Genomic DNA, 23,818 nt, shown 5'->3' with positions numbered 1-23,818 from the left:
AAATATGTTGATTATCAATGTCTTATGCCATTCGCCGCATTGAGTTTTGACCAACATACAAAATCGCTTTCTAAATGCCAAATTTTAGGCGTAGAAAGACGCTCTATTATCCACATTCAGGGCTAAATTAGCAAGGCATTCTTGCTATTATCACCAGGGATATTGTGATATGATTCAGCCCAATTTTTAAAGGACAGATTCAATGACTGAAAAACAAGAAAAAATTATCAATCAATCCGTCAAAATGCTCACGATTTCTGAGGATGAAGCAGGACAACGCATTGATAATTATTTATTGGCAAAATTAAAAGGTGTGCCAAAAAGTTTGATTTATCGCATTCTGCGTAAAGGCGAAGTACGTGTGAACAAAGGGCGAATCAAACCTGAATATAAATTGCAAAATGGTGATGTGGTGCGTGTACCACCGGTTCGTGTTTCTGAAAAAAATACTGCCCCAATTTCTAAAAACTTGAACAAAGTCGCCTCCCTTGAAAGCCATATTATTTTTGAAGATGATTGTTTATTAGTATTGAACAAACCTTCCGGCATTGCGGTTCATGGCGGGAGTGGTTTGAATTTTGGCGTGATTGAAGCCTTGCGTGCATTACGCCCAGAGGCTCGTTTTTTAGAATTGGTTCATCGTTTAGACAGAGATACATCGGGCATTTTATTAGTCGCCAAAAAACGTTCTGCCTTACGCAACTTACACGAACAACTTCGTGTTAAAACCGTGCAAAAAGATTATCTCGCACTCGTACGCGGCCAATGGCAATCTCATGTAAAAGTCGTGCAAGCCCCTTTATTAAAAAATGAACTGGCCAGTGGCGAACGCATCGTTAAAGTCAGTGAACAAGGTAAACCTTCGGAAACTAGATTTAGCATTGAAGAACGCTATCAAAATGCGACCTTAGTAAAAGCTTCACCCGTAACAGGTCGAACCCATCAGATCCGAGTTCATACTCAATATGCAGGCCACCCGATTGCATTAGATGATAAATACGGTGATAAAGAATTCGATAAATATATGCAGGATATCGGGCTTAATCGCTTGTTTTTACATGCGTTTTCTATTCGCTTTGAGCACCCTAAAACGGGTGAAACATTACGCCTCAATGCGCAACTAGACGAAAAAATGAAAGCAATTCTGAAAAAACTGCATGAAAGCAAAGAGATAAACCCATAGACAAGAAAAATGTTTATTGTTATATTTGATGACGGAGACAACTCGTTTCTATCATTAATTAACATATAACAACAAAGGATAGCAAAATGGCAAAAGGACAATCATTACAAGATCCTTATTTGAATGCGTTACGCCGTGAACGTATTCCTGTTTCGATTTATCTCGTTAATGGGATTAAATTACAGGGTCAAATCGAATCATTCGACCAATTCGTGATTTTATTAAAAAACACTGTTAATCAAATGGTGTACAAACACGCTATTTCAACTGTGGTTCCAGCACGTTCTGTTTCTCACCACAATAATAACGGCGGTCATCATACAGCACAAACATCTGACGCTGTAGCGGAAGTAGAAACACAAGCAGAATAATTCTGTTCAATGAATGATTTCATCAATTTAAGTGCGGTTGAAAATTCACCTGAAATTTCAACCGCACTTTCGTCATCTAAAACAGGCGACAATAGCCAATCAGCAAAAGATAAAGCTGTCGTCGTGCATGTTTTCTTTTCTCAAAATAAAAACATTGAAGATTTACAAGAATTCCAACTTTTAGCAGAATCTGCCAATGTTGAGATTTTACAAATCATCACCACGAGCCGAGCGACACCACAAGCAAAATATTTTATCGGTGAAGGAAAAGCACAAGAAATTGCGGATGCAGTAAAAGCCTTAGATGCCGATGTTGTTTTGGTGAATCATCAATTAACCCCTGCACAAACCCGTAATTTAGAAAGCATCTGCCAATGCCGAGTAGTGGATCGCACGGGGGTGATTTTAGATATCTTTGCCCAACGAGCCCGCTCGCACGAAGGGAAATTGCAAGTTGAATTAGCTCAACTTAAGCATTTATCCACTCGATTAGTCCGTCGAAAAACCGGCTTAGATCAGCAAAAAGGTGCGGTTGGATTGCGAGGTCCTGGTGAAACGCAATTAGAAACAGATCGCCGTTTAATCAAGGTTCGTATTGCACAGTTGCAAAATCGTTTGGCCAAAGTCGAAAAACAACGCAATCAAAATCGCCAAACCCGACAAAAAGCGGATATTCCGACCATTTCTTTAGTGGGTTATACCAATGCGGGGAAATCAACACTATTCAATTTCATCACGCAAGCCAATGTCTATGCGGCGGATCAGCTTTTTGCTACCCTCGATCCCACATTAAGACGTTTACAAATTCAAGATATTGGTACGGCAATTCTCGCCGATACCGTGGGTTTCGTTCGCCAACTTCCCCATGATTTAGTTTCCGCTTTTAAATCTACCTTGCAAGAAACGGTCGAAGCCAGTTTGTTATTGCACGTCATCGATGCGGCAGATGCTCGAAAAATCGAAAATATTGAAGCTGTGAATTTAGTGTTGGAAGAAATTAAGGCTGATAAAGTGCCTGCATTATTGGTGTATAACAAAATTGATTTATTGGAAAATGTGGCGCCTCATATTGAATATGATGACGAGAATAAGCCCGTTGCCGTTTACCTTTCCGCACATTCAGGTAAAGGATTAGATCTACTGCTTGAAGCCATTAAAGTGCGGTTGAAAAATGAGATACTTTCTTTCACCCTCACGCTGCTCCCACAAGAGGGCAAAATCCGCCATGCGCTCTATCAATTAGATAGCATTCGTCACGAGCAAATTTCAGATGAAGGTGAATTTATCCTCAATGTACAAATTGATAAAGTCGAATGGCTCAAACTTTGTAAACAATTCCCTAACCTGTCAGAAATTATTTACTAATACCGTATTGTTTTAATTTATTGGCAATCGCCGTATGTGATACGCCTAATCGTTGTGCCAATTTTCGCGTACTTGGATATTGTGCATAAAAAGCGCGGAGTACACTCGCCTCATATTGCCCCATGATCTCATCCAGGGTTTGCTCACCAAAATCATCCACAGAAATGACCGCACTTTGTATAGGTTTTAAATTTAAACTTTCAATATCAAGCTGGTTATTTTTTGCTAAGGAACAGGCACGATACAAGACATTGTATAGTTCTCGCACATTACCTTGCCAAGGCTGACTTTTTAAATAATTTAAAAAATTAGCCTCATATTGCGGCATTGAAATCTTAAGCTGTGTGCTGATTTCTTGTAAAAAACCTTCGGTTAAAGGCTGAATGTCCTCCACTCGCTCACGCAATGGCGGCACATTTAGTGCTAAAACATTTAAACGATGGAATAAATCACTGCGTAATTTCCCTTGTTCTAACAGTTTTTCCATCGGTTCTTGTGAAGTACAAATCACACGAACATTTGCATGATGTTCTTTTTCTTCACCTACTCGACGGAAAGAACCATCGGTTAAAAAACGTAATAATTTTGCCTGTAAACTTAATGAAAGCTCAGCAATACCGTCCAGCAACACCGTGCCTTCGTTAGCATATTCAAAAAAACCGATGGTTTCACTGTCACCCACTTTACGCCCAAACATTTCGCTTTCCGCATCTTCATCCGGCAAACCTGCACAGTTTACTGCAATGAATTTTTTCTCACGGCGCAAGCTCGCAAAATGGCAAGCTTTTGCTAATAAGTCTTTACCTGTGCCCGTTTCACCTTGAATTAAAAGTGGTACATCAAACATCGCAAAACGTTGTGCATTTTCGACCGCACTTTTCATGGAGAGGCTTTGAGTGACAAAGCAAGAGAAAGGATCTTGTGGATTAAATGTCAGCATAAAATAAGCTCAATTTTATTGAATGATGCCGATATAATAGGGAGTTTATTGATATGTGTAAAGATTAATTTACATATAAAAAGGGCAATCGTTGACTGCCCTTTTAGATGATTTTTTGTATTATTTTTTCACTGCACGATCAAGTTCTTGTGCGATGATTTCCATGCTTTCTAAACCACCAAATGCAAGATACCAATTGGCAGCATCAAGATACACAATGTGTCCATCTTTATATGCTTTGGTTTGTTTGATGATATCGTTATCCAATACTTTTTGTGCATTGTTGGCTTTTTCTGTAATGGCCGCTGTACGATCTACGACAAGTAAAAAGTCTGGATTTTTTTCTAAGATATATTCAAAACCAACACTTTGTCCGTGCGTAGACGATTTGATGCTGTCATCAATCGGTTTAAAACCAAATTTTTGATACACCATACCATAACGAGAACCGTCACCAAAGGCACTGATTTTACTTTCATTAACCAACACCAATAAGGCTGTTTTGTCCTTCGCATCTTTGGCGACTAGGTCAACCTTACTTTCTAATGCTGAAAGTTTTTCTTTCGCAACATTTTCTTTACCAAAGATCTGACCAAGTGCGGTCACATTTTGTTGAAAACTCGGGTAGTAATTGTTGTAGTCATTTTCAACATTAAATACTGGTGCAATTTCTTTAAATTTGTCGATCATTTTTTCTTGACGTTTAGACGCAATGATCAAATCCGGATTGAGTTCGTTAATTTGCTCCAATGATTGTTCTTTCAAATCACCGACATTCTTATATTTTTTGTCTGCAAATTCTGAAAGATAGTTTGGAATTTTTCCACTTTGTGGGAAGCCCACGATTTTATCTTGCACACCTAATGCACGAAGTGTGTCTGCCGCACCAAAATCAAGCACAATGACTCGCTGTGGATTTTGTGGCACAACCTGCTTTCCAGCGGCATTTTCAACGGTAATATCTGCAGCTTGTGCAATACCGGCAAATGCAAAGAGTGAAAGTGCTAAAGTTGATAATGTTTTTTTCATGAAGATTTCCTTATTTATCTAAAATAAACGGCAATTTTATGGTTGTCGATATCCTGAATAGGTATCGCCATGTCGTAAATATCTTGTAGCACGGGCGATTGCATAATGTGGTTAACTTCCCCTTGATGCACTAATTTTCCATTTTTCATGGCAACAATGTAGTCTGAATAACAAGAGGCAAAATTAATATCGTGAATCACAATCACCACAGTTTTGTTGAGTTCTGTCGCTAATTTACGTAAAACTTTCATTATCTGAACAGAATGTTTCATATCCAGATTATTTAATGGTTCATCCAACAAAATATAATCCGTATCCTGCGCAAGTGTCATCGCAATATAAGCGCGTTGTCGCTGCCCACCACTTAAGTTATCGATATATTGATGACGAATATCATCTAAATTCATATAAGCAATGGCATTATCAATAAAAGTGCGGTCAATTTGGGTTAAGTTTCCTTTGCAATAAGGAAAACGCCCAAAGGCGACTAAATCTTCAATGGTTAGACGCAAATTAATGTTGTTAGTTTGCTTTAAAATCGCAAGTTGTTTCGCAATATCGCTACTTTTCTTGCGATTGAGCAATTCACCATTGAGATAGATCTCGCCACTATCAGCATTCAACAAACGGCTCATAATAGACAGCACAGTGCTCTTCCCCGCACCATTCGGCCCAATAAAAGATGTAATTTTCCCCGTAGGAATGGTGATGGACACATTATCCACCACCTTTTTGCTTCCGTAACTTTTAGTAATATTGCGAATTTCTATTGCCATTTTTTGTTTGCTCTTAATAACAAATAAATAAAGTACACGCCACCGACAAAATTAACGATGATGCTTAATGTCGTGCGGAACGTAAAAATATGGGTCACTAATAATTGCCCTAAAACCAAGGTTATGATGGAAATTAACATCGATGCAGGAATGAGTACCTTGTGGCGATAATCACGAACAAATTCAAAGGTCACGTTCATCACTAATAACCCGAGGAACGTAAGTGGGCCAACAAGTGCGGTCGACACTGACGTTAAAATTGCCACGAGAATTAAGAGGACTTTTAAGGTCTTTTGATAATCGATTCCTAAGTTAATGGCATTTTCGCGTCCTAACGCCAACACATCAAAGCAATGCCAATATCTCAAACTGAAAACAATCGTCGCCACTAAAATGGCTAATGCCACCCACAAGATTTGAGTATTGATTCGGTTGAAACTTGCGAAGCCAATATCTTGTGCGATCTGGAATTCATTTGGATCAATCAATACTTCCATAAACGTCGTTAAGCTACCAAAGAAGGTGCCGAAAATAATCCCGACGAGCAACAAGAAGAAAATATTTTGGTTTTCTTTCTTAAATAGGAAGTGATAAAGCACTAATGAAAACGCCATCATTAATCCCGTACACAAGACAAACAATGCAATGGAATTCATGGAAAGCAATGTGCTTGAACCGAAAAGGAAGATAATCGTCGTTTGAATCAGCAAATACAGCGAATCTAACCCTAAAATACTCGGGGTGAGAATTCGGTTATTCACGACGGTTTGGAAAATCATCGTAGCAAGTGCAATTGCCGCGCCTGTAATCACAATCGCAATTAAGGATAAGGCACGATTTTCCAAGGCATATTGCCAACGGTTCGGTAAGTTGTAGCCTAAATAGAGTGCAAGAGAAACAATGGCTAACAACGACAATACAATCAGTTGAGAAGAAGATTTCTTAGCCATTTCTATACCGCTTTAATAATAAAAATAAGAAGATACCACTGCCAAATACACCAACCACGGCATTAATGGAAATCTCATAAGGATAAATCACACTTCGACCTAAAATATCGCAAAATAAAACAAATACAGCGCCTAGCAAGGCGGTATGAGATAATACTTTCTTCAAGTTATCGCCCAAATAAAGTGTGACGATATTCGGAATAATTAGCCCCAAGAAAGGGATCACGCCAACAGACACGATAATAATCGAAGACACGACCGCCACAATGAGCAATCCGAGATAAAGGACCTGGTTGTAATTTAGACCTAGATTAACCGCAAAATCTTTCCCCATCCCGACAATAGAAAAACGATGCGCAAATAAATAAGCCACGATGAGTGTAGGAATACTGAAATACAACAATTCATAGCGACCAGACATCACAAGAGAAAAGTCCCCTTGTAACCACCCGGATAAGTTTTGCAATAAATCTTCTTTGTAAGCAATAAAGGCGGTAATCGAACTGATGATATTACCGAACATAATCCCCACTAAAGGTACAAAAATGGTGTCCTTGAATTTCAAACGGGACAGAATCGTCATAAATAACAATGTGCCAAGGAAAGACACAATCACCGCAATGGTCGTTTTTAACAACATTGAAGCCGTTGGGAAAAACAGCATCGCCATTAAAATCCCTAATCTTGCACTATCCATGGTGCCCGCAGTGGTGGGAGAAACAAATCGGTTTCGACTGAGTTGCTGCATCACTAAGCCACAAATACTTAAGGATGCACCCGCAATCAAGATACTGATTAAACGCGGCATACGACTGATGAGAAATATCTGCCATTGATTACCTTCAAAATTCAGTAACCCTTGCAGATTAACAGTACTTACCCCGAGAAAAAGTGAAACAAAGGAAAGCACGATCAAAAGAAAAATTAGATAACGTCGCTTAATCATAAAAATGAGAATAATTCTAAAATGCAAAAAGAATAGCATATTGAAGGAAAAGAAGAAAGGTGGAGAGCAGTCAGTTTTGGGTTAATTCTTAATCGAATAAAAATGCGGTCAAATTTGACCGCACTTCATTCGCTATAATTTTAACGTTCTTTCGACTTCTTTCGCTCGAACTAAGAATTGCTTACGTTCTGCCGTTGCCATTCCGCTGCTGCTACCCGGCAATTTCACCGTAAGCGGGTTCACCGCACGTTCATTAATATGAAACTCGTAGTGCAAGTGTGGACCAGTTGAGATACCCGTATTCCCTGTTAATGCAATGCGCTCTCCTTTCTTCACGGTTTGACCCGCACTAACTAAAGCACGACTTAAATGCATATACACTGTTTGATATTCACGACCATGGCGTATCACCACATAACGTCCTGCACCACCTGCTTGATAAGCCACTTTTTCTACCACACCTTCTGCAGGCGCAATAACTGGCGTACCTGGTGAAACAGCAAAGTCCACCCCTTTATGCGGACGAACACGTCCTGTTACCGGATGGCGGCGATTTGGGTTAAATGGTGACGAAATACGCGCTTGACGTTGCAATGGATAACGCGCAAAGCCTTTACCAAGGGTTTCCCCTTGCTTATCGTAGTAACGACCATTGGCGGCTTGAATACCATAATAGCTCTTACCATCTGCCATGATGTGAATCGCTTCAACGTTACCTTGACCCGTTAATTTATCACCTAAATATTCACGTGATACCAAAATCGCAAATTTGGTGCCTTTACTGAGTTTTTGAAGACTTACCTGCCACTGTAACGCAGAGCTTAACTGGCTGATTTGACGACCATCCAAACCTAAATCACGCAAACTTGATGCAAAAGATCCGTTAATCGTGCCTTTTAGCACCTCTTTCTTCCAGATACTTTTCTTCTCTAGAATTTGGCGTTTAAACTTACCGTCTTCCGTGCGTTCATAAATGCGTTCTTCTTTTTCAGACACCAACCAGTTTAAATATTCCAGTTGATCTTCTTTATCTAAAATCCAATAGAACTGCTGACCTGCGCGCAAGGTTTTTAATTCAGGATATTCGGCAATTAAATTCTTCGCTGTATCATCTTCTAAACCTGAAAGCTCTAACACGTCTTTTAAGGAATCACCACGCACCACGGTATGACTAAATTGATCGGTAATACGCAATGCCTGATCAGCTACATCTAAAATACCGCTGAGCGCATCTTGCGCATCTTTTGGTAAATCAGTTAGCTCATCAAACTGCGGTTTAATTTCATCCACTTCATCATCTTTGGCTTGAAGATCATCATCGTAAGAAGTTGCATCTTCCGTATTCGCATTCTGCTTCGCTTCTGGATGTTCGCCTGCTTGAGGTTGAGACTTATCAGATTCTTTTTTTTCAGGTGTAAGAGATTGATATTGAACGTTATCCACCATCTCTGGCTCAAGATTGCTTTGCAGAGAGGGATCATAGTCAGCGGTATCTTTAAAGGCGAGGAAAATGCCCGTTAAAATAAGTAAAAGTGCGGCAAAAAAAATCGCCGCTTTTATGCGGGACTTTCTTTTCCGTCGATCTCTAGCTAATTTAACGTGTTGCAAAATAGATACCTTTAAAATGAATAAAAAGCTTTTCGCTCTTCAGACTACAAACTCTAAAAAAAATTCATTTTACCCTAAAAATGTCAAATCTTATGCCTAAATATTAGGCATAGTCGGAATTTCTTGAGAAAAACAAGGAAATGAGCTATTTTAGTGAGCTATTTTTAGAGGGGGGATTATGCAGATTCACGCCATTCAACCAGCTCAACCAACACCATTAATTACGCTGAAAAATATCAATGTGGTCTTTGAACAAAAGACGGCATTGCGGGATATTAACCTCAGTATTTATCCTAATTCAATTATCACCATTGTAGGCCCAAATGGTGGAGGAAAATCGACCCTCTTAAAAACTTTATTAAAATTACAAACGCCGACATCTGGTGAGGTGATTTATAGCACTAATGTCAGAATTGGCTATGTCCCACAAAAAATTCACTTAGACCACAGCTTACCAATGACGGTTGAGCGTTTTCTTGCGCTCAAAAAAGGCGTTAAAACACAAGAAATATCAACCGCACTTGAGCAACTCTCTATTACGCATCTGAGAAAAAATAATATGCAAAAACTCTCAGGTGGGGAAATGCAACGCGTGTTATTAGCTCGTGCGATTTTGAACAAACCCAATTTACTGGTGCTAGATGAACCAACTCAAGGGGTCGATATTAATGGTCAAGCTGAACTTTATCAGCTGATTCACCGTACTCAACAAGCCTTAAATTGTGCGGTTTTAATGGTTTCCCATGATTTGCATATCGTGATGGCGGACAGTAAAGAAGTGTTGTGCATCAATCAACATATTCGCTGTGCCGGCACACCCGAAAGTTTATCGAATGATCCAACATTTATACGCCTTTGGGGCAACCAAATCTCACAAAATGTGGGCTTTTATACGCACCATCATAATCATCATCATAATATGCACGGTGATGTTTGTAGTTGCAGTGCCAATCCATCTGAATGCCAACAATAAGGAAAAATCATGTTTGAGATTTTATTTCCCGCCTTGCTTACAGGCTTACTGCTTTCCTTAATTACCGCACCACTGGGTGCTTTTGTGGTGTGGCGTAAAATGGCTTATTTTGGTGATACCCTTTCCCACTCAGCCTTGCTTGGTGTGGCGTTAGGGATTTTCTTACAAATTAACCCTTATGTTGCCATTGTAATTTTGACGATTATTCTCGCCGTATTAATGGTTTGGCTCGAAAGTAACACGCAATTTTCAGTGGATACCCTTTTAGGCATTATCGCACACAGTTGTCTTTCCCTTGGTGTGGTTACGGTTGGCTTACTAAAAAATGTCCGCGTAGACTTAATGAGTTATCTTTTTGGGGATTTGCTCGCCATTAATTTTAACGACTTACCTTATATTGGCACGGGTGTCCTCATTGTATTAGGCACACTGCTTTACTTCTGGCAAGCCTTACTCTCCACCACTGTCTCACCTGAACTGGCTCAAGTGGAAGGCATTAACATCAAAAAAATGCGATTTATCTTGATGATTTTGACCGCACTTACAATCGCATTAAGTATGAAGTTTGTTGGAGCCCTGATTATTACATCGCTATTAATTATTCCAGCTGCAACAGCAAGACGTTTTGCAAAGACACCTGAACAAATGGTATTTATTGCCATTTTAATCAGTATGCTTTCCGTCGTTGGCGGGTTATTCCTTTCCGCCTTTTATGATACCGCTGCGGGGCCTTCTGTCGTGATTTGTTCCGCATTTTTGTTTTTGTTATCATTACTAAAAAAGGAATATTTATAATCCGCTCCAACCAGTGAAAACCATTTGCACCGCACCTTAAATCTTGATAAAGTGCGGGCAACTTTTGACGATATTTTAGGATAAGAAATGAGCCAAGAATATTTAGATTTTGAATTACCTATTGCTGAACTTGAAGCCAAAATTGAAGCGCTACGTTCAGCATCTGATGACAAAATTGATTTACACGATGAAATTAAACGCTTACAAAAGAAAAGCGATGAATTAACCAAAAAAACCTTTGCAAATCTTGATGCATGGCAGGTTTCTCGTATGGCACGTCACCCAAATCGTCCATACACGCTTGATTATATCGAACATATTTTTACTGATTTCCAAGAACTTGCAGGCGATCGTGCCTTTGCAGATGATAAAGCAATCGTAGGTGGTCTTGCTCGTTTAGATGGTCGCGCAGTAATGATTATCGGCCACCAAAAAGGTCGTACAGTAAAAGACAAAGTGACTCGTAACTTTGGTATGCCTGCACCTGAAGGTTATCGTAAAGCGTTACGTTTAATGCAAATGGCTGAGCGTTTCAACTTACCTATTATTACCTTTATCGACACGCCAGGGGCTTACCCGGGTATCGGTGCGGAAGAACGTGGTCAATCTGAAGCGATTGCTCGTAACTTACGTGAAATGTCTACCTTAAAAGTACCTATTATCTGTACCGTAATCGGTGAAGGCGGTTCCGGTGGTGCATTAGCCATTGGTGTGGGAGATAAAGTGAATATGTTACAATATTCAACTTATTCCGTTATTTCACCAGAAGGCTGTGCTTCTATCTTATGGAAAAGCGCAGAAAAAGCGTCAACCGCAGCAGAAGTCATGGGCTTAACCGCAACTCGTTTAAAAGAGTTGGGTTTAATTGATAATATCGTTCAAGAGCCATTAGGTGGTGCACATCGTAATTATCATGAAATGGCACGTAATTTAAAACAATGCCTTGTTGAAGAACTAAACGAACTCGATACCTTCGACAAAGATGGCTTATTAGAAAGACGTTATGAACGTTTAATGTCTTACGGTTATTGTTAATAAAATAGAAAAAGAGCGGTTAGTTTAACCGCTCTTTTTTGTGTTTTGAAAAAATGTTGCATGGATGCAAGAAACAGCATCAATGCCTAAAATAATATAAAAGGAGAACTCAAAATGAAAAACGTATTAGCAATCCAATCTCACGTGGTTTATGGCTTCGCTGGCAATAAATCTGCGACCTTCCCAATGCAGCTCTTAGGTGTAGATGTATGGGCACTCAATACCGTGCAATTCTCTAACCATACTCAATATGGGAAATGGACGGGCATGGTGATTCCACAAGAACAAATCGGCGAAATTGCCAACGGTTTAGATGCCATTGGAAAACTGCAAGAATGTGATGCATTGCTTTCCGGTTATTTAGGTTCAGCTGAGCAAGTTGACAAAATTATCTATGCTTTAGAAAAAATCAAAGCTCGTAACCCAAATGCACTTTACTTGTGCGATCCCGTTATGCCAAATGCCGAAAAAGTCTGCGTGGTCGCCGATGGTGTACGTGAACGCTTAATTGAAAAAGCCATTCCACGTGCAGACATCATGACACCAAACCTTTCTGAGCTTCGTACGCTGTCTGACTTCCCTATCAATACGTTTGACGATGTGCTCAAAGCGGCTAATGCGTTAGTTGCTAAAGGTGTGAAGAAAGTGTTAGTTAAACACTTAGGTAAAGCAGGTAAATTGAATGATCCTGATACCTTTGAAATTATTATGGCGACACCAGAAGGCGTATGGCATTTAAGTCGTCCGCTTTATAAATTTGACTTTGAACCAGTTGGCGTGGGTGATTTAATTGCAGGTACTTTCTTGGCGCATTACTTAAACTGTGGCAACGATGTCGAAGCTTTTGAAAAAATGAATAATGCTGTTGCAGGCGTAATGAAAACTACCTTTGATTTGAAATCTTACGAACTCCAACCTATTGCTGCGCGTTTTGAGATCTTAAATCCAAGCACAAACTACAAAGCCGTTAAAGTTGCCTAATGGATCTTTTTTCATTATTCCAAGCACAAATCCCAACCACCGCCAATAAGCTGCTCATTGCTTTTAGCGGTGGTTTGGATTCAACTGCACTGCTTTCTTTAGTTAAAAAACTCAGCGAAAAACGACCGCACTTAAGTCTGCGAGCTATCCATATCCATCACGGATTAAGCCCGAATGCGGATGCTTGGACGGCTCATTGCCAACAACTCTGTGAGCAATTTGCCATTCCACTTATTATTGAAAAAGTCAAAGTGGAAATGCACGATGGCATTGAAGCGGGCGCAAGAGAAGCACGCTATCAAGCTATTTCAACACATATTCAACCAAATGAATATCTAGTCACTGCACATCATTTAAATGATCAAACTGAGACTTTTTTCCTGGCGCTAAAACGCGGAGCAGGATTGCAAGGTTTAGGTGCCATGCAAAAAGAAAGTCAATTGTTCGGGATGTCTATTCTACGCCCACTCCTTTCTTTTAGCCGTAATGAATTAAAAGATTACGTTCAGCAAGAAAATCTATCTTGGGTCGAAGACGAAAGTAATCAAGATAATTATTACGATCGCAATTTCTTACGTAACCAAATTTTGCCTGAAATACGCCAACGCTGGGGGCATTTTGATCATGCTGTTCAGCGTGCCGCACAACATTGTTTTGAGCAACAACAACTGATTAATGAATTATTACAAACTTGCTTTGAGCAGCACATTCTTGAGGATCAAAAACAGTTTTCGCTCCTAAACTTTCTAGACTATTCATCGCAAAAACAAACCTCACTTTTGCGTATGTGGCTGGCTAAAAATCAAATTGCCATGCCAACGCAGGTTCAATTAATGCATATTATTGATGATGTTATTCAAGCCAAAGCGGATGCCTCCCCACAATTTCAACTTGGGGAGCATATTATTCGTCGTTATCAACAATGTCTCTATTTAACGAGAAAATTCGCTGATTTGTCGCAAACTTGCCTTGATATGCCGTTAAATCAACAGATTACCTTACCTGATAATCTTGGAACAATTTGTGCAGCCCACAACGCGAAAGGCATTTTAGTCAATTGGAACGAAAAACAGGTTCAACTTGCTGATACACAAGAGCCGATTCAAATACGATTTGCTTATACTAGCAAAGTAAAACGCCAACATAATCGCCCTGCCGAAACCATGAAAAAAATCTGGCAAGAGCTCGGTGTTCCGCCTTGGCAACGAAATCGTATTCCACTCATTTTTTATGGTGAGACTTTACAAAGTGCGGTAGGTTTTTTCCGTGTTTTTCAGAACTTAGAGAAATAAAAAATGGGTGATGATTCACCCATTTTTATGATTAAGAAAAGCGTTTAAAATGCCTGCTGTAAACTCTTTCCGTAAATAAAACCCCAGCGGCAAAGTATCAATCACTTCCCCATTTTTACCAATGCCTTTCGTAATGGCTTTGCTGTTTGCACCTTTGGGGCGCAGTTGCATGACTTCACCAATACGTGCCGTAATCTGATCTAACTTTCCGAGCACAATATAATCCATCAACTCTTCCCAATCTTGGCGTAATTGATGTTCTTGTTCAATCGAAGGTTGCCATAATATAGGTTGGCCAATATGGCGCTCATGCAAAGGAATGTCTCGACTACCTTCAATAGGAATCCACAAAACTTTCGATAATTTATGGCGAATGTGCGAATTTTCCCAATTCACGCCCGAGTTTTGAACCAAAGGCGCAAGGCTAACGAACGTGGTTTCCAACGGAAAACCTTCTGCATTAATGGGCAACGTTTTTAATTCAATGCCTAAATGGGAAAAGTCCTGCTCTGCTTTACTGCCGGCAGTCGCTCCTAATGCGGTTTCAAGCAACATTCCAACCCAACCTTTATCGCGTTTTAAATCAGGCGGAACGGGAATATTTAATTCATCTGCAAGTTCACCAAAGGTTAACCCCGCAATAGATTGCGCTTTTTCTAATAAGGCTTGTTCGGTTTGTGGGATCATTCGTGGTATTTCTTCAATAATTTCGGTTTAACGTATTCTATGCCTTTGTCGATGTAAGGAATATTTTCTAGTTTCAATAAAAAGCGTTTTGCCGGCAATCCACCACCAAAACCAGTAATTTCACATTTTTTCCCTAATACACGATGACATGGAATGATAATACTAATGGGATTACTCCCTACCGCACCGCCAACGGCTCGCACCGCCTTAGGGTTATTAATGCTTTCGGCTAACCCGCCATAACTCGCCGTTTTACCATAAGGAATTTGACGCAATGCTGTCCAAATCGCTTGTTGAAATGCGGTACCTTTAGGCGATAAAGGAATATCGGAGAAACTTTCTGGCTCGCCATTAAAATAACGCCTTAAAGCGCACCGCACTTTTTCAAAAAGCGGTAAATCCTGTCGAAAAATCCAGTTTGGATTTGGCGTGGTTTGTTCTAATTCACAATCTAAATTTGTAAGGTTTTCACCATCAGAAAGCATTAATAACCGACCAATTGGTGAGTCCATATAAGCATAAAAAAGTGCGGTCATTTTTCTCCCGTTTTTTATGGGACCATATAAGAAAAAAGCACACCGAACATACATTCGGTGTGCTACGTATTATGCTAAATTTTTTACAAATTAGAAACTGTAGTTTAAGTTTAAACCGTAAAGGTTAGCACTTGATTTAACTTTAAATTGACCTGATAAACCTTCTTTAAAGCTATTTTTCTTACCATGTAAGTGTGCATATCCAAAATCAGCTGATAAGTTTGGGGTAAAACGATAAGTTGCCCCTAAGCTATACCACATACGATCTGTGTCTGGAATTGAAATTGATGGATGATTGACACTGGCATTCTTATCATAAGCAACACCCGCTCTTACTGTTAACGCTTCAGTTGCATCATAAGAAAAACCTAGTGCATAACGTGAAGAATTACTGAATTTTTCATCTTTATGGAATAAAACGTTACCGCTTTCACCATAAGCAGTTAAGCTTTTCAAACGTTTCCATTCAGTATATTTATAACTATATTGAACCGCTAATTTATCCGTTAATTTATGGAATCCCGAAAACTCCCAATAAGCTGGCAAGTGTAAAGTTAAACTGCCGGGAACGTTCTCACCTCCGGTTGCCTGAGTAATTGGCAAGGTAACTCCAGTATTTGCTAATTGAGATAATAATGCATTATATGTAACAGGGAATTCATTTGAATAATTACCTTTAAATTTAACATTTACTGCAGAGTGATATGCTAAACCCCAACGATGATTTTCATTAAGTTTATAAGTTAAACCAGCGTTCCATCCTAGGCTCCATTTATCACCTTTAATTTTAGAAACCGATGTATTTGCTGGGGCGTTTGCTAATTGCTTAGCAACTACTGATAACTGCGTTGCTTTAGCAGTCTGTCCAGCCGCACTTAATTTTGCTGCCATTGCACCTAATTTTTGTGCAACCGCTTTACCACCGATACCTAAATAGCGTTGGACTTCTGCATCAGAATAAATTGCATTTAGACCTACACCAAAACTAAAACCATAGCCTAAATCATATGCACCACTTAAATTAAAATTTAATGCTTTTAATTCTGTTCTACCACCATATACACCAGCAGCGTAGGTATCATTATATTCAGATTTTAAACCATAATTAACATTCATACCGCCGCCCAATGCGAAGCGGTCGTTTACAGGCACAACCACATACATATTAGGAATAATGGCATTTGGAATGACATTTTTATGATTAGCTGGTACTCCACCAATAGTACCCGTGACATCAACATCTGCATCAACTAGAATACCACCAGCAGATAACTCTGCTTTTTTAAACTCTGTCATTAATGCTGGGTTAGTTGCAGCTACTGAAGCATTATCAGCAATTGCTGCTTCACCCGCATAAGCACGACCAAGACCTGATGTAGAAACTTCTGCTAATTGGAATGCGGCAGCATTTGCACCGCTTGCTGCTAACAATGTGGTCATTGCTAATAGCGTTTTATTAAATTTTGTCATTTGGAACCTTTTGTTATTAATAATAATGAAAAAAGCCGCGAGATTCTAAAACTCCAATAAATGGAGTGCAAATTATTTTAGATTAATTTTAAAGTGTTCCGACCAGTGATAAATAAATGATATTTAAATTAAAAAAATGTGGCTACTTTGGCAGAGCGTTTTAAAAATGCTAGAATAGAACCAATCTTAATTTTAAATAAGGAAATCCTATGACAGTAACATGCAAAGCAGAAGAATCTCTCACTTGTAGTTGTGTTGATGTGGGTACGATTATTGACGGTTCAGATTGTTCTGTTGATATTCATCAAACCTATGCGAATAAAGCTGAAGCTGAAGCAGCACTTAATCGTTTCATTGAAAAAGCTCGCAAAACCGAAAGCGATCCTTGCGAGATTAAAAGTGAAATCACAGAAACTGAAAATGGCGCAAATTTAACAGCTCGCTTTACATTTAGCTGCCAAGCTGAAGCGATGATTTTTGAATTAGCGAATCGCTAAAAACTTTTTAGAAATTGACCGCACTTTATCCTTTAAAATAAAGTGCGGTTATTTTTTTAGTTAAAACCCAATTAAATCACTATCGCAAACGTTTGCTTAATCTGATACAATCACGCCGTTTTATCATTTAACCTAAAAATATAGGATAACATTGTGAGCAAACCATCATTAAGTTATAAAGATGCAGGCGTAGATATTAATGCCGGTAATGAATTAGTTGAACGTATTAAACCACACGTGAAACGAACTACTCGTCCTGAAGTCATCGGCGGATTAGGCGGCTTTGGTGCATTATGTGCTATTCCGGGCAAATATAAAGAACCTATCCTTGTATCAGGTACAGACGGTGTAGGAACCAAATTACGTTTAGCCATTGACTTAAAAAAACACGATACCATCGGTATTGATTTGGTTGCAATGTGTGTTAACGATTTAGTCGTGCAAGGTGCAGAGCCATTATTCTTCTTGGACTACTACGCGACAGGAAAACTTGATGTGGATGTTGCTTCAGATGTGGTCAAAGGCATCGCAGAAGGATGTGTACAATCTGGCTGTGCATTAGTGGGTGGCGAAACTGCCGAAATGCCAGGTATGTATCACGCTGGAGATTATGACCTTGCAGGTTTCTGTGTAGGCGTTGTTGAAAAATCAGAAATCATTGATGGTAGCCAAGTTAAAGTGGGAGATGCCTTAATTGCACTTGGTTCAAGTGGTCCACATTCAAACGGTTATTCTTTAATTCGTAAAGTCATTGATGTTGCTGGCGTAAATCCAGCCACTGAACAGTTAGATGGTCGTCCATTAAGTGAACAAGTGCTTGCACCGACAAAAATCTATGTAAAATCTGTTCTTGCGTTAATCAAACAAACCGAAGTCCATGCTATTGCGCACTTAACGGGTGGCGGTTTCTGGGAAAATATCCCGCGTGTATTACCGAAAAATACAAAAGCGGTTATTGATGAAAGTAGCTGGGAATGGCAACCGGTGTTCAAATGGTTACAAGAAAAAGGCAACATTGAAACCTATGAAATGTATCGCACATTCAACTGTGGCGTTGGCATGGTGATTGCATTACCTCAATCGCAAGTGGAAACCGCTTTAGCAATTTTAAAACAATCTGGTGAAAATGCCTGGTTGATCGGTCATATCGAAAGTGCGACAGATAGCGAACCACAAGTAATCATTAAATAATTTCAATTTTCCATTTCAGGGCGAAAATTTCAGAATGAAAGGTTCGCCCTTCTTTTATGTAGAATAATATGAAAAAAATTGCTGTCCTGATTTCAGGGCAAGGATCAAATCTTCAAGCGATAATTGAGGCTTGTCAAACTGGATTTATTCCAGGAAAGATTGTAACTGTCATCAGTAATAAAATCGATTCATTTGGCTTAGAACGTGCTGAAAGTGCGGGCATTCCTAGCCGAGTTTTTTTACGTCAAGATTTTACGTCCAATCTCGATATGGATAAGGCTATCGGTGATTATTTAGAAGATCTCAGTGTTGATCTCATTGTGTTAGCCGGTTACATGAAAATTTTAACCAAGCCATTCACACAACGTTTTGCAGGGAAAATTTTAAATATTCATCCTTCCCTTCTGCCAAAATATCCTGGGTTGCATACTTATCAAAGAGCACTTGAGAATGGCGACAGCGAACACGGTACAACCGTACATTTTGTCAATGAAGAGATCGATGGGGGCGCCATCGTATTACAGGCTAAAGTGCCTATTTTCCCTGGCGATACTGTCGAGGAGATTGAGCTTCGAACTCGTGAACAGGAATATCACATTTATCCTTTAGTGATTAAATGGTTTGTCGAAGATCGATTAAAACTCATTGAAAATCAAGCTTATTTAGACGGTAAGCCATTGCCACCTAATGGTTACGCTAATGAGTAAAGCGATATACGCTCTTGAAAAGAGTGACTTAAATCACCATTAAACAACCTGATTTTATGAAAAAAACAATAAACCCTGTATAATCGGGACTTTATTATTGTGGGATATAGTATGCAAATTAACTTTACTCAGATTTTTCAAGATAGCCTCAATTTTATGCGTAATCAGCGGAAAATCGTGCTGATTTTCGTTGGACTCTTTGTTGCCACACAATTGATTAATGCATTAGTGAGCGTTCCAATGCCGAGTTTGGGTGATAATCCTAATCCATCACAACAGGATATTATTGATGCATTGAGCAAAGTAGAGCCAACTGCACTGATTGGATCGTTTTTATTCCAACAATTGTTGATGTCTTTTATTGCAACCTTCGGCATTGCAACTATTCATCATATTAGTCAGCAAAATGAAAATCCGATTAATCAAGGTCTCATGCTGACATTGCGCCGTTTTTTAGGTGTGGTCGTTTTAGATATTTTTATGAGTTTGCCGCTTTTATTTGGCCTTGCTGATGTCATGAGCTCATTTTTAAACAAAAATGCCCTCTCCCCTCTAGCCTTTGTTTCAATGGTATTTGGTTTATTTTTCTTTGTTCGCCTATGCTTATCGCCTGTGCATTACATTGCGTCCAATCAATCTATCGGGCAAAGTGCTTTACAAGTATGGCGTGCAGGTATTAAGCGTAATGGTGTATTAATTATTTATGCTTTACTCACTTATTTACTTCTTCCTTTAGTGGTGAACACCATTGGTGCAATCTTGGGTTCATCATTTTTAAGTGCTATTGTTGGTATCTTGGCTGCATTATTTCAAATGTTTATTTTGGTATTTACTTACCGTTTTTACAGCTTATTTATGAAGGCTTAATATGAAACAACTTCTTGAATTTATTCCGCTTGTTCTCTTTTTCGTCTCCTACAAAATGTTTGGTGTGCGTGAAGCGGCGATTGTCTTAGTCATTGCGACCATCATTCAGATGGTTGTACTAAAACTGAAATATGGCGTGATTGAGAAACAACAAAAAATCATGGCAATTGCTGTCGTCTTTTTTGGATTGCTTACTGCTTATTTCAATGAAATCAAATATCTACAATGGAAAGTCACAATTATTAATGCCCTCTTCGCCATTGTTTTATTGGTTGCACAATTCCAATTCAATACGCCACTGGTGAAAAAGTTATTAGGCAAAGAAATCCAATTACCGGATAATGTGTGGAACAAATTAAATGTAGGCTGGGCAGGATTTTTTATTCTGTGTATGCTGGTAAATATTTACATCAGCCAAAATATGTCTGAAGATGCTTGGGTTGATTTCAAATCTTTTGGTTTACTTGGTATGACCTTTATTGCAACAATTGTCAGCGGTGCTTATATTTACCGTTACTTACCTAAAGATGATCAAAAAAATGACGGGGACAAATAATGGTTTCAAATCTTATCGATAAAGACGGTCGTCAATCTAAAGGCGTATTATTATTACGTACCTTAGCGATGCCTTCAGATACCAACGCGAACGGTGATATTTTCGGTGGCTGGATTATGTCACAAATGGATATGGGCGGAGCAATTCTAGCAAAAGAAATTGCTCATGGTCGCGTTGTCACCGTTGCCGTAGAAAGTATGAATTTCATTAAGCCTATCGCCGTCGGTGACGTGGTGTGTTGTTACGGCCAATGTCTCAGTGTGGGTCGTTCTTCTATTAAAATCAAGGTAGAAGTATGGGTGAAAAAAGTTGCCAGTGAACCAATTGGGGAACGTTACTGCGTGACAGATGCCGTATTTACCTTTGTAGCTGTAGGAAAAGACGGCAAATCCCGCTCTATTCCACGTGAAGGTAATCTTGAACTAGAACGAGCATTAGCCTCTATCGAAGAATTAAATTGTTAAAAGGATAAATGATGTATTACGTGATTTTTGCCCAAGATATTCCTGGTACTTTAGAAAAACGCTTTGCTGTACGTGAGCAACATCTTGCTCGTTTAAAACAATTACAAGCAGAAGGTCGCTTATTAACAGCAGGTCCCAATCCTGCCATTGACGATGAAAATCCAGGTGAAGCTGGCTTTACCGGCTCAACTGTGATTGCTCAATTCGAAAGCCTGTCTGCAGCAAAAGACTGGGCAGCACAAGATCCTTATGTTGAAGCTGGCGTTTACGGTGATGTCATTGTGAAGCCTTTCAAAAAAGTTTTCTAAATAAAACGAACTCTACACTCAAAGACGGATCTAAATATCCGTCTTTCTCTTTATATGGAATCTCCTATGCGAGCACTTAAACACGCGACAATTTCGTTATTAATTTTAACCTCACTTTCAGGCTCAGCTTTGGCTAATCAACATGCCCATAAAAGCCAAAATGAAACTGCGCCACAAATTAACCTTGCAGAAGAACAAGCCAAATGGACACAACAACAGCACGCTCATGAATTAAAGCTGATTGAACAACGAGCGACTTTTCTGCAATTAGAATCGCTCCTAAAAAGTGCGGTCAAAAATAATCATGTTTCTAATAATGCCAAATTATTTCTTAGGCTTATTGATTCTTTAAAAGGCTATCCATTGCAAACTGATGCTATGGCGGCTTATTTAGATGCGCGTGTAAAAACCGTTAATCGCGATACGCCTCGTGAAGAAGTGAATGCATTGAGAACAGACATTGAACAATTTATTCAGCAACATTCCTCTCATTTTCTACGTGGAAAATTAGAACAAAGTATTTTTACGTTGTTAATCAATGCTGAAGATACTCAAGCACTTGCCAAACTCACGCCAAATAATTTGGAAAGACAAATTGCCGTGCTTACAGCTAAATATCAAATAGAAGCAGCCAATACCAGTCAGATGACAGAAAATCAATCAAACGACAAGAATAAATCGGCTATTTTGTCTGAATATGAACAGCTTTGGCTCAACAATGCTGAACTTCCGAATGATGCTCAGCTGTGGGCTGCTTGGTATTCACAAGGTGGACGGACTGAAGAGAAGATCTATCAAAAAGCGGAGATGCTCTTTGGTAAAAATGATGCGAAAGGCCTCGAAATACTCGCTAAAGAGTTAGAAAAAATTGAGAATGCTAAAGAAGACGAACAAGTAGCCGCTCATTTAGCGCTCTATCAGGATCTCTTAAAAAATCCAGCAAATTTGAAAATACTCGCGGAGAGACTGCCATTAATGGATGGTAATACGAATAAAATCACCAATAAATTTGCCGTAGTGCTAGGTTTTTCTCGTTATTTGCGGACGATTCCGGAAAATATGAATGAGCCAACTTTCACCCCTTACGAGCAATGGGCGAAGAATTGGCAATTAAATGAAACGGAATTACGTGATTGGAAAATCGCCTTTATTAGCCGTTTCTTTGATAATGAAAGCCCTAACTTTGTGCAATGGCGCGATCAAGAAATCCTAAAACTGAATGCCGATAACCTCATTGAACGTCGTTTACGTACGGCTATTTGGCAACAAACGGATTTGCTTGTCTGGTTAAATGCCCTTTCCGATGAGACGAAACAAAAACAAGAATGGCGTTATTGGATGGCTAAAATAGCTGCTCAAGCATCCGATAAAGATGCGAAACAACGATTAGAAGCTTTAGCGAAAGAACGTGGTTTTTACCCAATGTTGGCTGCGGTCAAATTAGGACATTCCTACAAACTGGATATGCCTAAAATTCCTCAAGAGTCCAATATCCAAGAGAAGTATTCAGCTGAATTAGCTGAGATAGCAGAACTGCGTCAATTAGATCGATTAGGTGCAGCCAAACAACGTTGGCGTTCTCTATTAGAAAAATTACCGCAAGAGAAACAACTTTCGTTAAGCCAATATGCGAATGAACAAAATTGGTTTGAATTAGGCGTGGATGGGTCGATTATTGCGAAAGCATGGGATTATATCGGATTACGTCTACCAAATGCTTACAGTCAATATTTTGATATTGCCCTCAGTAATGTGAATCTCAGCGCAACGGAACCTCAAGCGATTGTGGATAATCGTGTCACCAAAACTTTTGCCATGGCCATTGCTCGCCAAGAAAGTGCTTGGAATCCAATGGCACAATCTTCCGCAAATGCTCGAGGATTAATGCAGTTATTACCGAGCACTGCACAAAAAACGGCAGAAAATCAGCAACTTCCTTATAACGGTGAGTTAGATTTATTCAAACCGCTTAATAATATTTTACTCGGTACGGCGCACTTAAATGAGCTGAATGCTAAATATCCAAACAATCGCATTTTGATCGCCTCCGCCTATAATGCGGGAGCAAGCCGTGTAGAAAAATGGCTTGCGAGAGCCAATGGCAAATTGGCTATGGATGAATTTATTGCCTCCATTCCATTCTTTGAAACGCGAGGTTATGTTCAAAACGTATTAACTTACGATTTTTACTATCAAAACCTACAAAACAAAGAAAAATTACAAACCTTTAGCAAAGAGGAATACGATCGGCTATACTAGTCGCACTAGTTTAATAGTATAGGATTGTTGAT

Annotated in this window: 25 protein-coding genes; 16 read left to right on the top strand and 9 right to left on the bottom strand. The window is 39.3% G+C overall.

What is annotated here, in order from left to right; genetic code table 11:
* Positions 1-202: 202 nt before the first annotated feature.
* The 3 genes from rluC to hflX all read left to right on the top strand — a co-directional run bounded on the left by rluC (position 203) and on the right by hflX (position 2,919).
* Positions 203-1,183, top strand: coding sequence for a 23S rRNA pseudouridine(955/2504/2580) synthase RluC (gene rluC, locus DPV85_RS01270; protein WP_111326558.1), 981 nt, complete (start codon positions 203-205; stop codon positions 1,181-1,183).
* A gap of 86 nt (positions 1,184-1,269) precedes the next feature.
* Positions 1,270-1,554, top strand: coding sequence for an RNA chaperone Hfq (hfq, locus tag DPV85_RS01265; protein ID WP_111326556.1), 285 nt, complete (start codon positions 1,270-1,272; stop codon positions 1,552-1,554).
* A 9-nt stretch (positions 1,555-1,563) separates the two neighbouring features.
* Entirely contained in the window at positions 1,564-2,919 is a 1,356-nt protein-coding gene (hflX, locus tag DPV85_RS01260; RefSeq protein ID WP_111326554.1) for a ribosome rescue GTPase HflX, read from the top strand.
* Here hflX and DPV85_RS01255 read toward each other — a convergent pair.
* The 6 genes from DPV85_RS01255 to mepM form a co-directional block, all read right to left on the bottom strand.
* Positions 2,909-3,859 (bottom strand): sigma 54-interacting transcriptional regulator, encoded by a 951-nt coding sequence (locus tag DPV85_RS01255; protein ID WP_049372947.1) that lies wholly within the window; start codon positions 3,857-3,859, stop codon positions 2,909-2,911. The genes hflX and DPV85_RS01255 overlap by 11 nt on opposite strands.
* Before the next feature lie 120 nt (positions 3,860-3,979).
* Entirely contained in the window at positions 3,980-4,888 is a 909-nt protein-coding gene (locus tag DPV85_RS01250) for a siderophore ABC transporter substrate-binding protein (protein ID WP_111326552.1), read from the bottom strand.
* 14 nt (positions 4,889-4,902) lie between these two features.
* The gene (locus tag DPV85_RS01245) at positions 4,903-5,664 is read right to left on the bottom strand and encodes an iron ABC transporter ATP-binding protein (protein WP_111326550.1); all 762 of its coding nucleotides are present in this window, start codon (positions 5,662-5,664) and stop codon (positions 4,903-4,905) included.
* Positions 5,655-6,614 carry an iron chelate uptake ABC transporter family permease subunit gene (locus DPV85_RS01240; protein WP_111326548.1) on the bottom strand — a complete coding sequence of 320 codons (960 nt, stop codon included), beginning with the start codon at positions 6,612-6,614 and terminating at the stop codon, positions 5,655-5,657. The genes DPV85_RS01245 and DPV85_RS01240 overlap by 10 nt, the downstream gene beginning before the upstream one ends.
* Positions 6,607-7,560, bottom strand: a complete 954-nt coding sequence (locus DPV85_RS01235) for an ABC transporter permease (protein ID WP_111326546.1) — start codon at positions 7,558-7,560, stop codon at positions 6,607-6,609. Before DPV85_RS01235 ends, DPV85_RS01240 begins: the two co-directional genes overlap by 8 nt.
* 132 nt (positions 7,561-7,692) lie before the next feature.
* Positions 7,693-9,168, bottom strand: coding sequence for a murein DD-endopeptidase MepM (gene mepM / locus DPV85_RS01230; protein WP_111326544.1), 1,476 nt, complete (start codon positions 9,166-9,168; stop codon positions 7,693-7,695).
* A 178-nt stretch (positions 9,169-9,346) separates the two neighbouring features.
* On the opposite strand from mepM, the gene znuC reads away from it, so the two are divergent.
* The 5 genes from znuC to tilS all read left to right on the top strand — a co-directional run bounded on the left by znuC (position 9,347) and on the right by tilS (position 14,244).
* On the top strand, positions 9,347-10,141 hold the full coding sequence (znuC, locus tag DPV85_RS01225; protein ID WP_049356420.1) for a zinc ABC transporter ATP-binding protein ZnuC: 795 nt from the start codon (positions 9,347-9,349) through the stop codon (positions 10,139-10,141).
* A gap of 9 nt (positions 10,142-10,150) precedes the next feature.
* Positions 10,151-10,936, top strand: a complete 786-nt coding sequence (znuB, locus tag DPV85_RS01220; RefSeq protein WP_005699689.1) for a zinc ABC transporter permease subunit ZnuB — start codon at positions 10,151-10,153, stop codon at positions 10,934-10,936.
* Positions 10,937-11,023: 87 nt separating this feature from the next.
* On the top strand, positions 11,024-11,971 hold the full coding sequence (accA, locus tag DPV85_RS01215) for an acetyl-CoA carboxylase carboxyl transferase subunit alpha (RefSeq protein WP_070775685.1): 948 nt from the start codon (positions 11,024-11,026) through the stop codon (positions 11,969-11,971).
* A gap of 114 nt (positions 11,972-12,085) precedes the next feature.
* Positions 12,086-12,952: a pyridoxal kinase gene (gene pdxY, locus DPV85_RS01210; RefSeq protein WP_111326542.1), complete on the top strand. Its 867-nt coding sequence runs from the start codon at positions 12,086-12,088 to the stop codon at positions 12,950-12,952.
* On the top strand, positions 12,952-14,244 hold the full coding sequence (gene tilS, locus DPV85_RS01205) for a tRNA lysidine(34) synthetase TilS (protein WP_111326540.1): 1,293 nt from the start codon (positions 12,952-12,954) through the stop codon (positions 14,242-14,244). Before pdxY ends, tilS begins: the two co-directional genes overlap by 1 nt.
* Positions 14,245-14,259: 15 nt before the next feature.
* Here tilS and mutH read toward each other — a convergent pair whose 3' ends face one another.
* From mutH to DPV85_RS01190, 3 genes are all read right to left on the bottom strand, one after another.
* Complete coding sequence (mutH, locus tag DPV85_RS01200) at positions 14,260-14,931, bottom strand: DNA mismatch repair endonuclease MutH (protein ID WP_111326538.1); 672 nt, start codon at positions 14,929-14,931, stop codon at positions 14,260-14,262.
* Positions 14,928-15,467 carry a methylated-DNA--[protein]-cysteine S-methyltransferase gene (locus DPV85_RS01195; protein ID WP_111326536.1) on the bottom strand — a complete coding sequence of 180 codons (540 nt, stop codon included), beginning with the start codon at positions 15,465-15,467 and terminating at the stop codon, positions 14,928-14,930. The genes mutH and DPV85_RS01195 overlap by 4 nt, the downstream gene beginning before the upstream one ends.
* Positions 15,468-15,557: 90 nt before the next feature.
* A complete protein-coding gene (locus tag DPV85_RS01190; protein ID WP_111326534.1) occupies positions 15,558-16,937 on the bottom strand; it encodes an outer membrane protein transport protein in 1,380 nt (459 codons plus the stop codon).
* 209 nt (positions 16,938-17,146) lie between these two features.
* Between DPV85_RS01190 and DPV85_RS01185 the strand changes: the two genes are divergently transcribed.
* From DPV85_RS01185 to DPV85_RS01150, 8 genes are all read left to right on the top strand, one after another.
* On the top strand, positions 17,147-17,434 hold the full coding sequence (locus DPV85_RS01185; protein WP_049369142.1) for a YfcZ/YiiS family protein: 288 nt from the start codon (positions 17,147-17,149) through the stop codon (positions 17,432-17,434).
* Between the two features lie 153 nt (positions 17,435-17,587).
* The gene (purM, locus tag DPV85_RS01180; protein ID WP_111326532.1) at positions 17,588-18,625 is read left to right on the top strand and encodes a phosphoribosylformylglycinamidine cyclo-ligase; all 1,038 of its coding nucleotides are present in this window, start codon (positions 17,588-17,590) and stop codon (positions 18,623-18,625) included.
* Positions 18,626-18,693: 68 nt separating this feature from the next.
* Entirely contained in the window at positions 18,694-19,332 is a 639-nt protein-coding gene (gene purN, locus DPV85_RS01175) for a phosphoribosylglycinamide formyltransferase (RefSeq protein ID WP_111326530.1), read from the top strand.
* 111 nt (positions 19,333-19,443) lie between these two features.
* On the top strand, positions 19,444-20,199 hold the full coding sequence (locus DPV85_RS01170; RefSeq protein WP_111326528.1) for a beta-methylgalactoside transporter: 756 nt from the start codon (positions 19,444-19,446) through the stop codon (positions 20,197-20,199).
* Position 20,200: 1 nt separating this feature from the next.
* Positions 20,201-20,755, top strand: coding sequence for a septation protein A (locus tag DPV85_RS01165; RefSeq protein ID WP_111326526.1), 555 nt, complete (start codon positions 20,201-20,203; stop codon positions 20,753-20,755).
* A complete protein-coding gene (gene yciA, locus DPV85_RS01160) occupies positions 20,755-21,219 on the top strand; it encodes an acyl-CoA thioester hydrolase YciA (RefSeq protein ID WP_049372961.1) in 465 nt (154 codons plus the stop codon). The genes DPV85_RS01165 and yciA overlap by 1 nt, the downstream gene beginning before the upstream one ends.
* 11 nt (positions 21,220-21,230) lie before the next feature.
* Positions 21,231-21,527: a YciI family protein gene (locus DPV85_RS01155; protein ID WP_111326524.1), complete on the top strand. Its 297-nt coding sequence runs from the start codon at positions 21,231-21,233 to the stop codon at positions 21,525-21,527.
* A 66-nt stretch (positions 21,528-21,593) separates the two neighbouring features.
* Positions 21,594-23,786, top strand: coding sequence for a transglycosylase SLT domain-containing protein (locus DPV85_RS01150; protein ID WP_111326522.1), 2,193 nt, complete (start codon positions 21,594-21,596; stop codon positions 23,784-23,786).
* Positions 23,787-23,818: the final 32 nt, after the last annotated feature.

Source organism: Haemophilus parainfluenzae, assembly GCF_003252725.1.
Lineage (GTDB): Bacteria > Pseudomonadota > Gammaproteobacteria > Enterobacterales > Pasteurellaceae > Haemophilus_D > Haemophilus_D parainfluenzae_L.
This window is presented reverse-complemented; position numbering and strand designations above follow the sequence as displayed.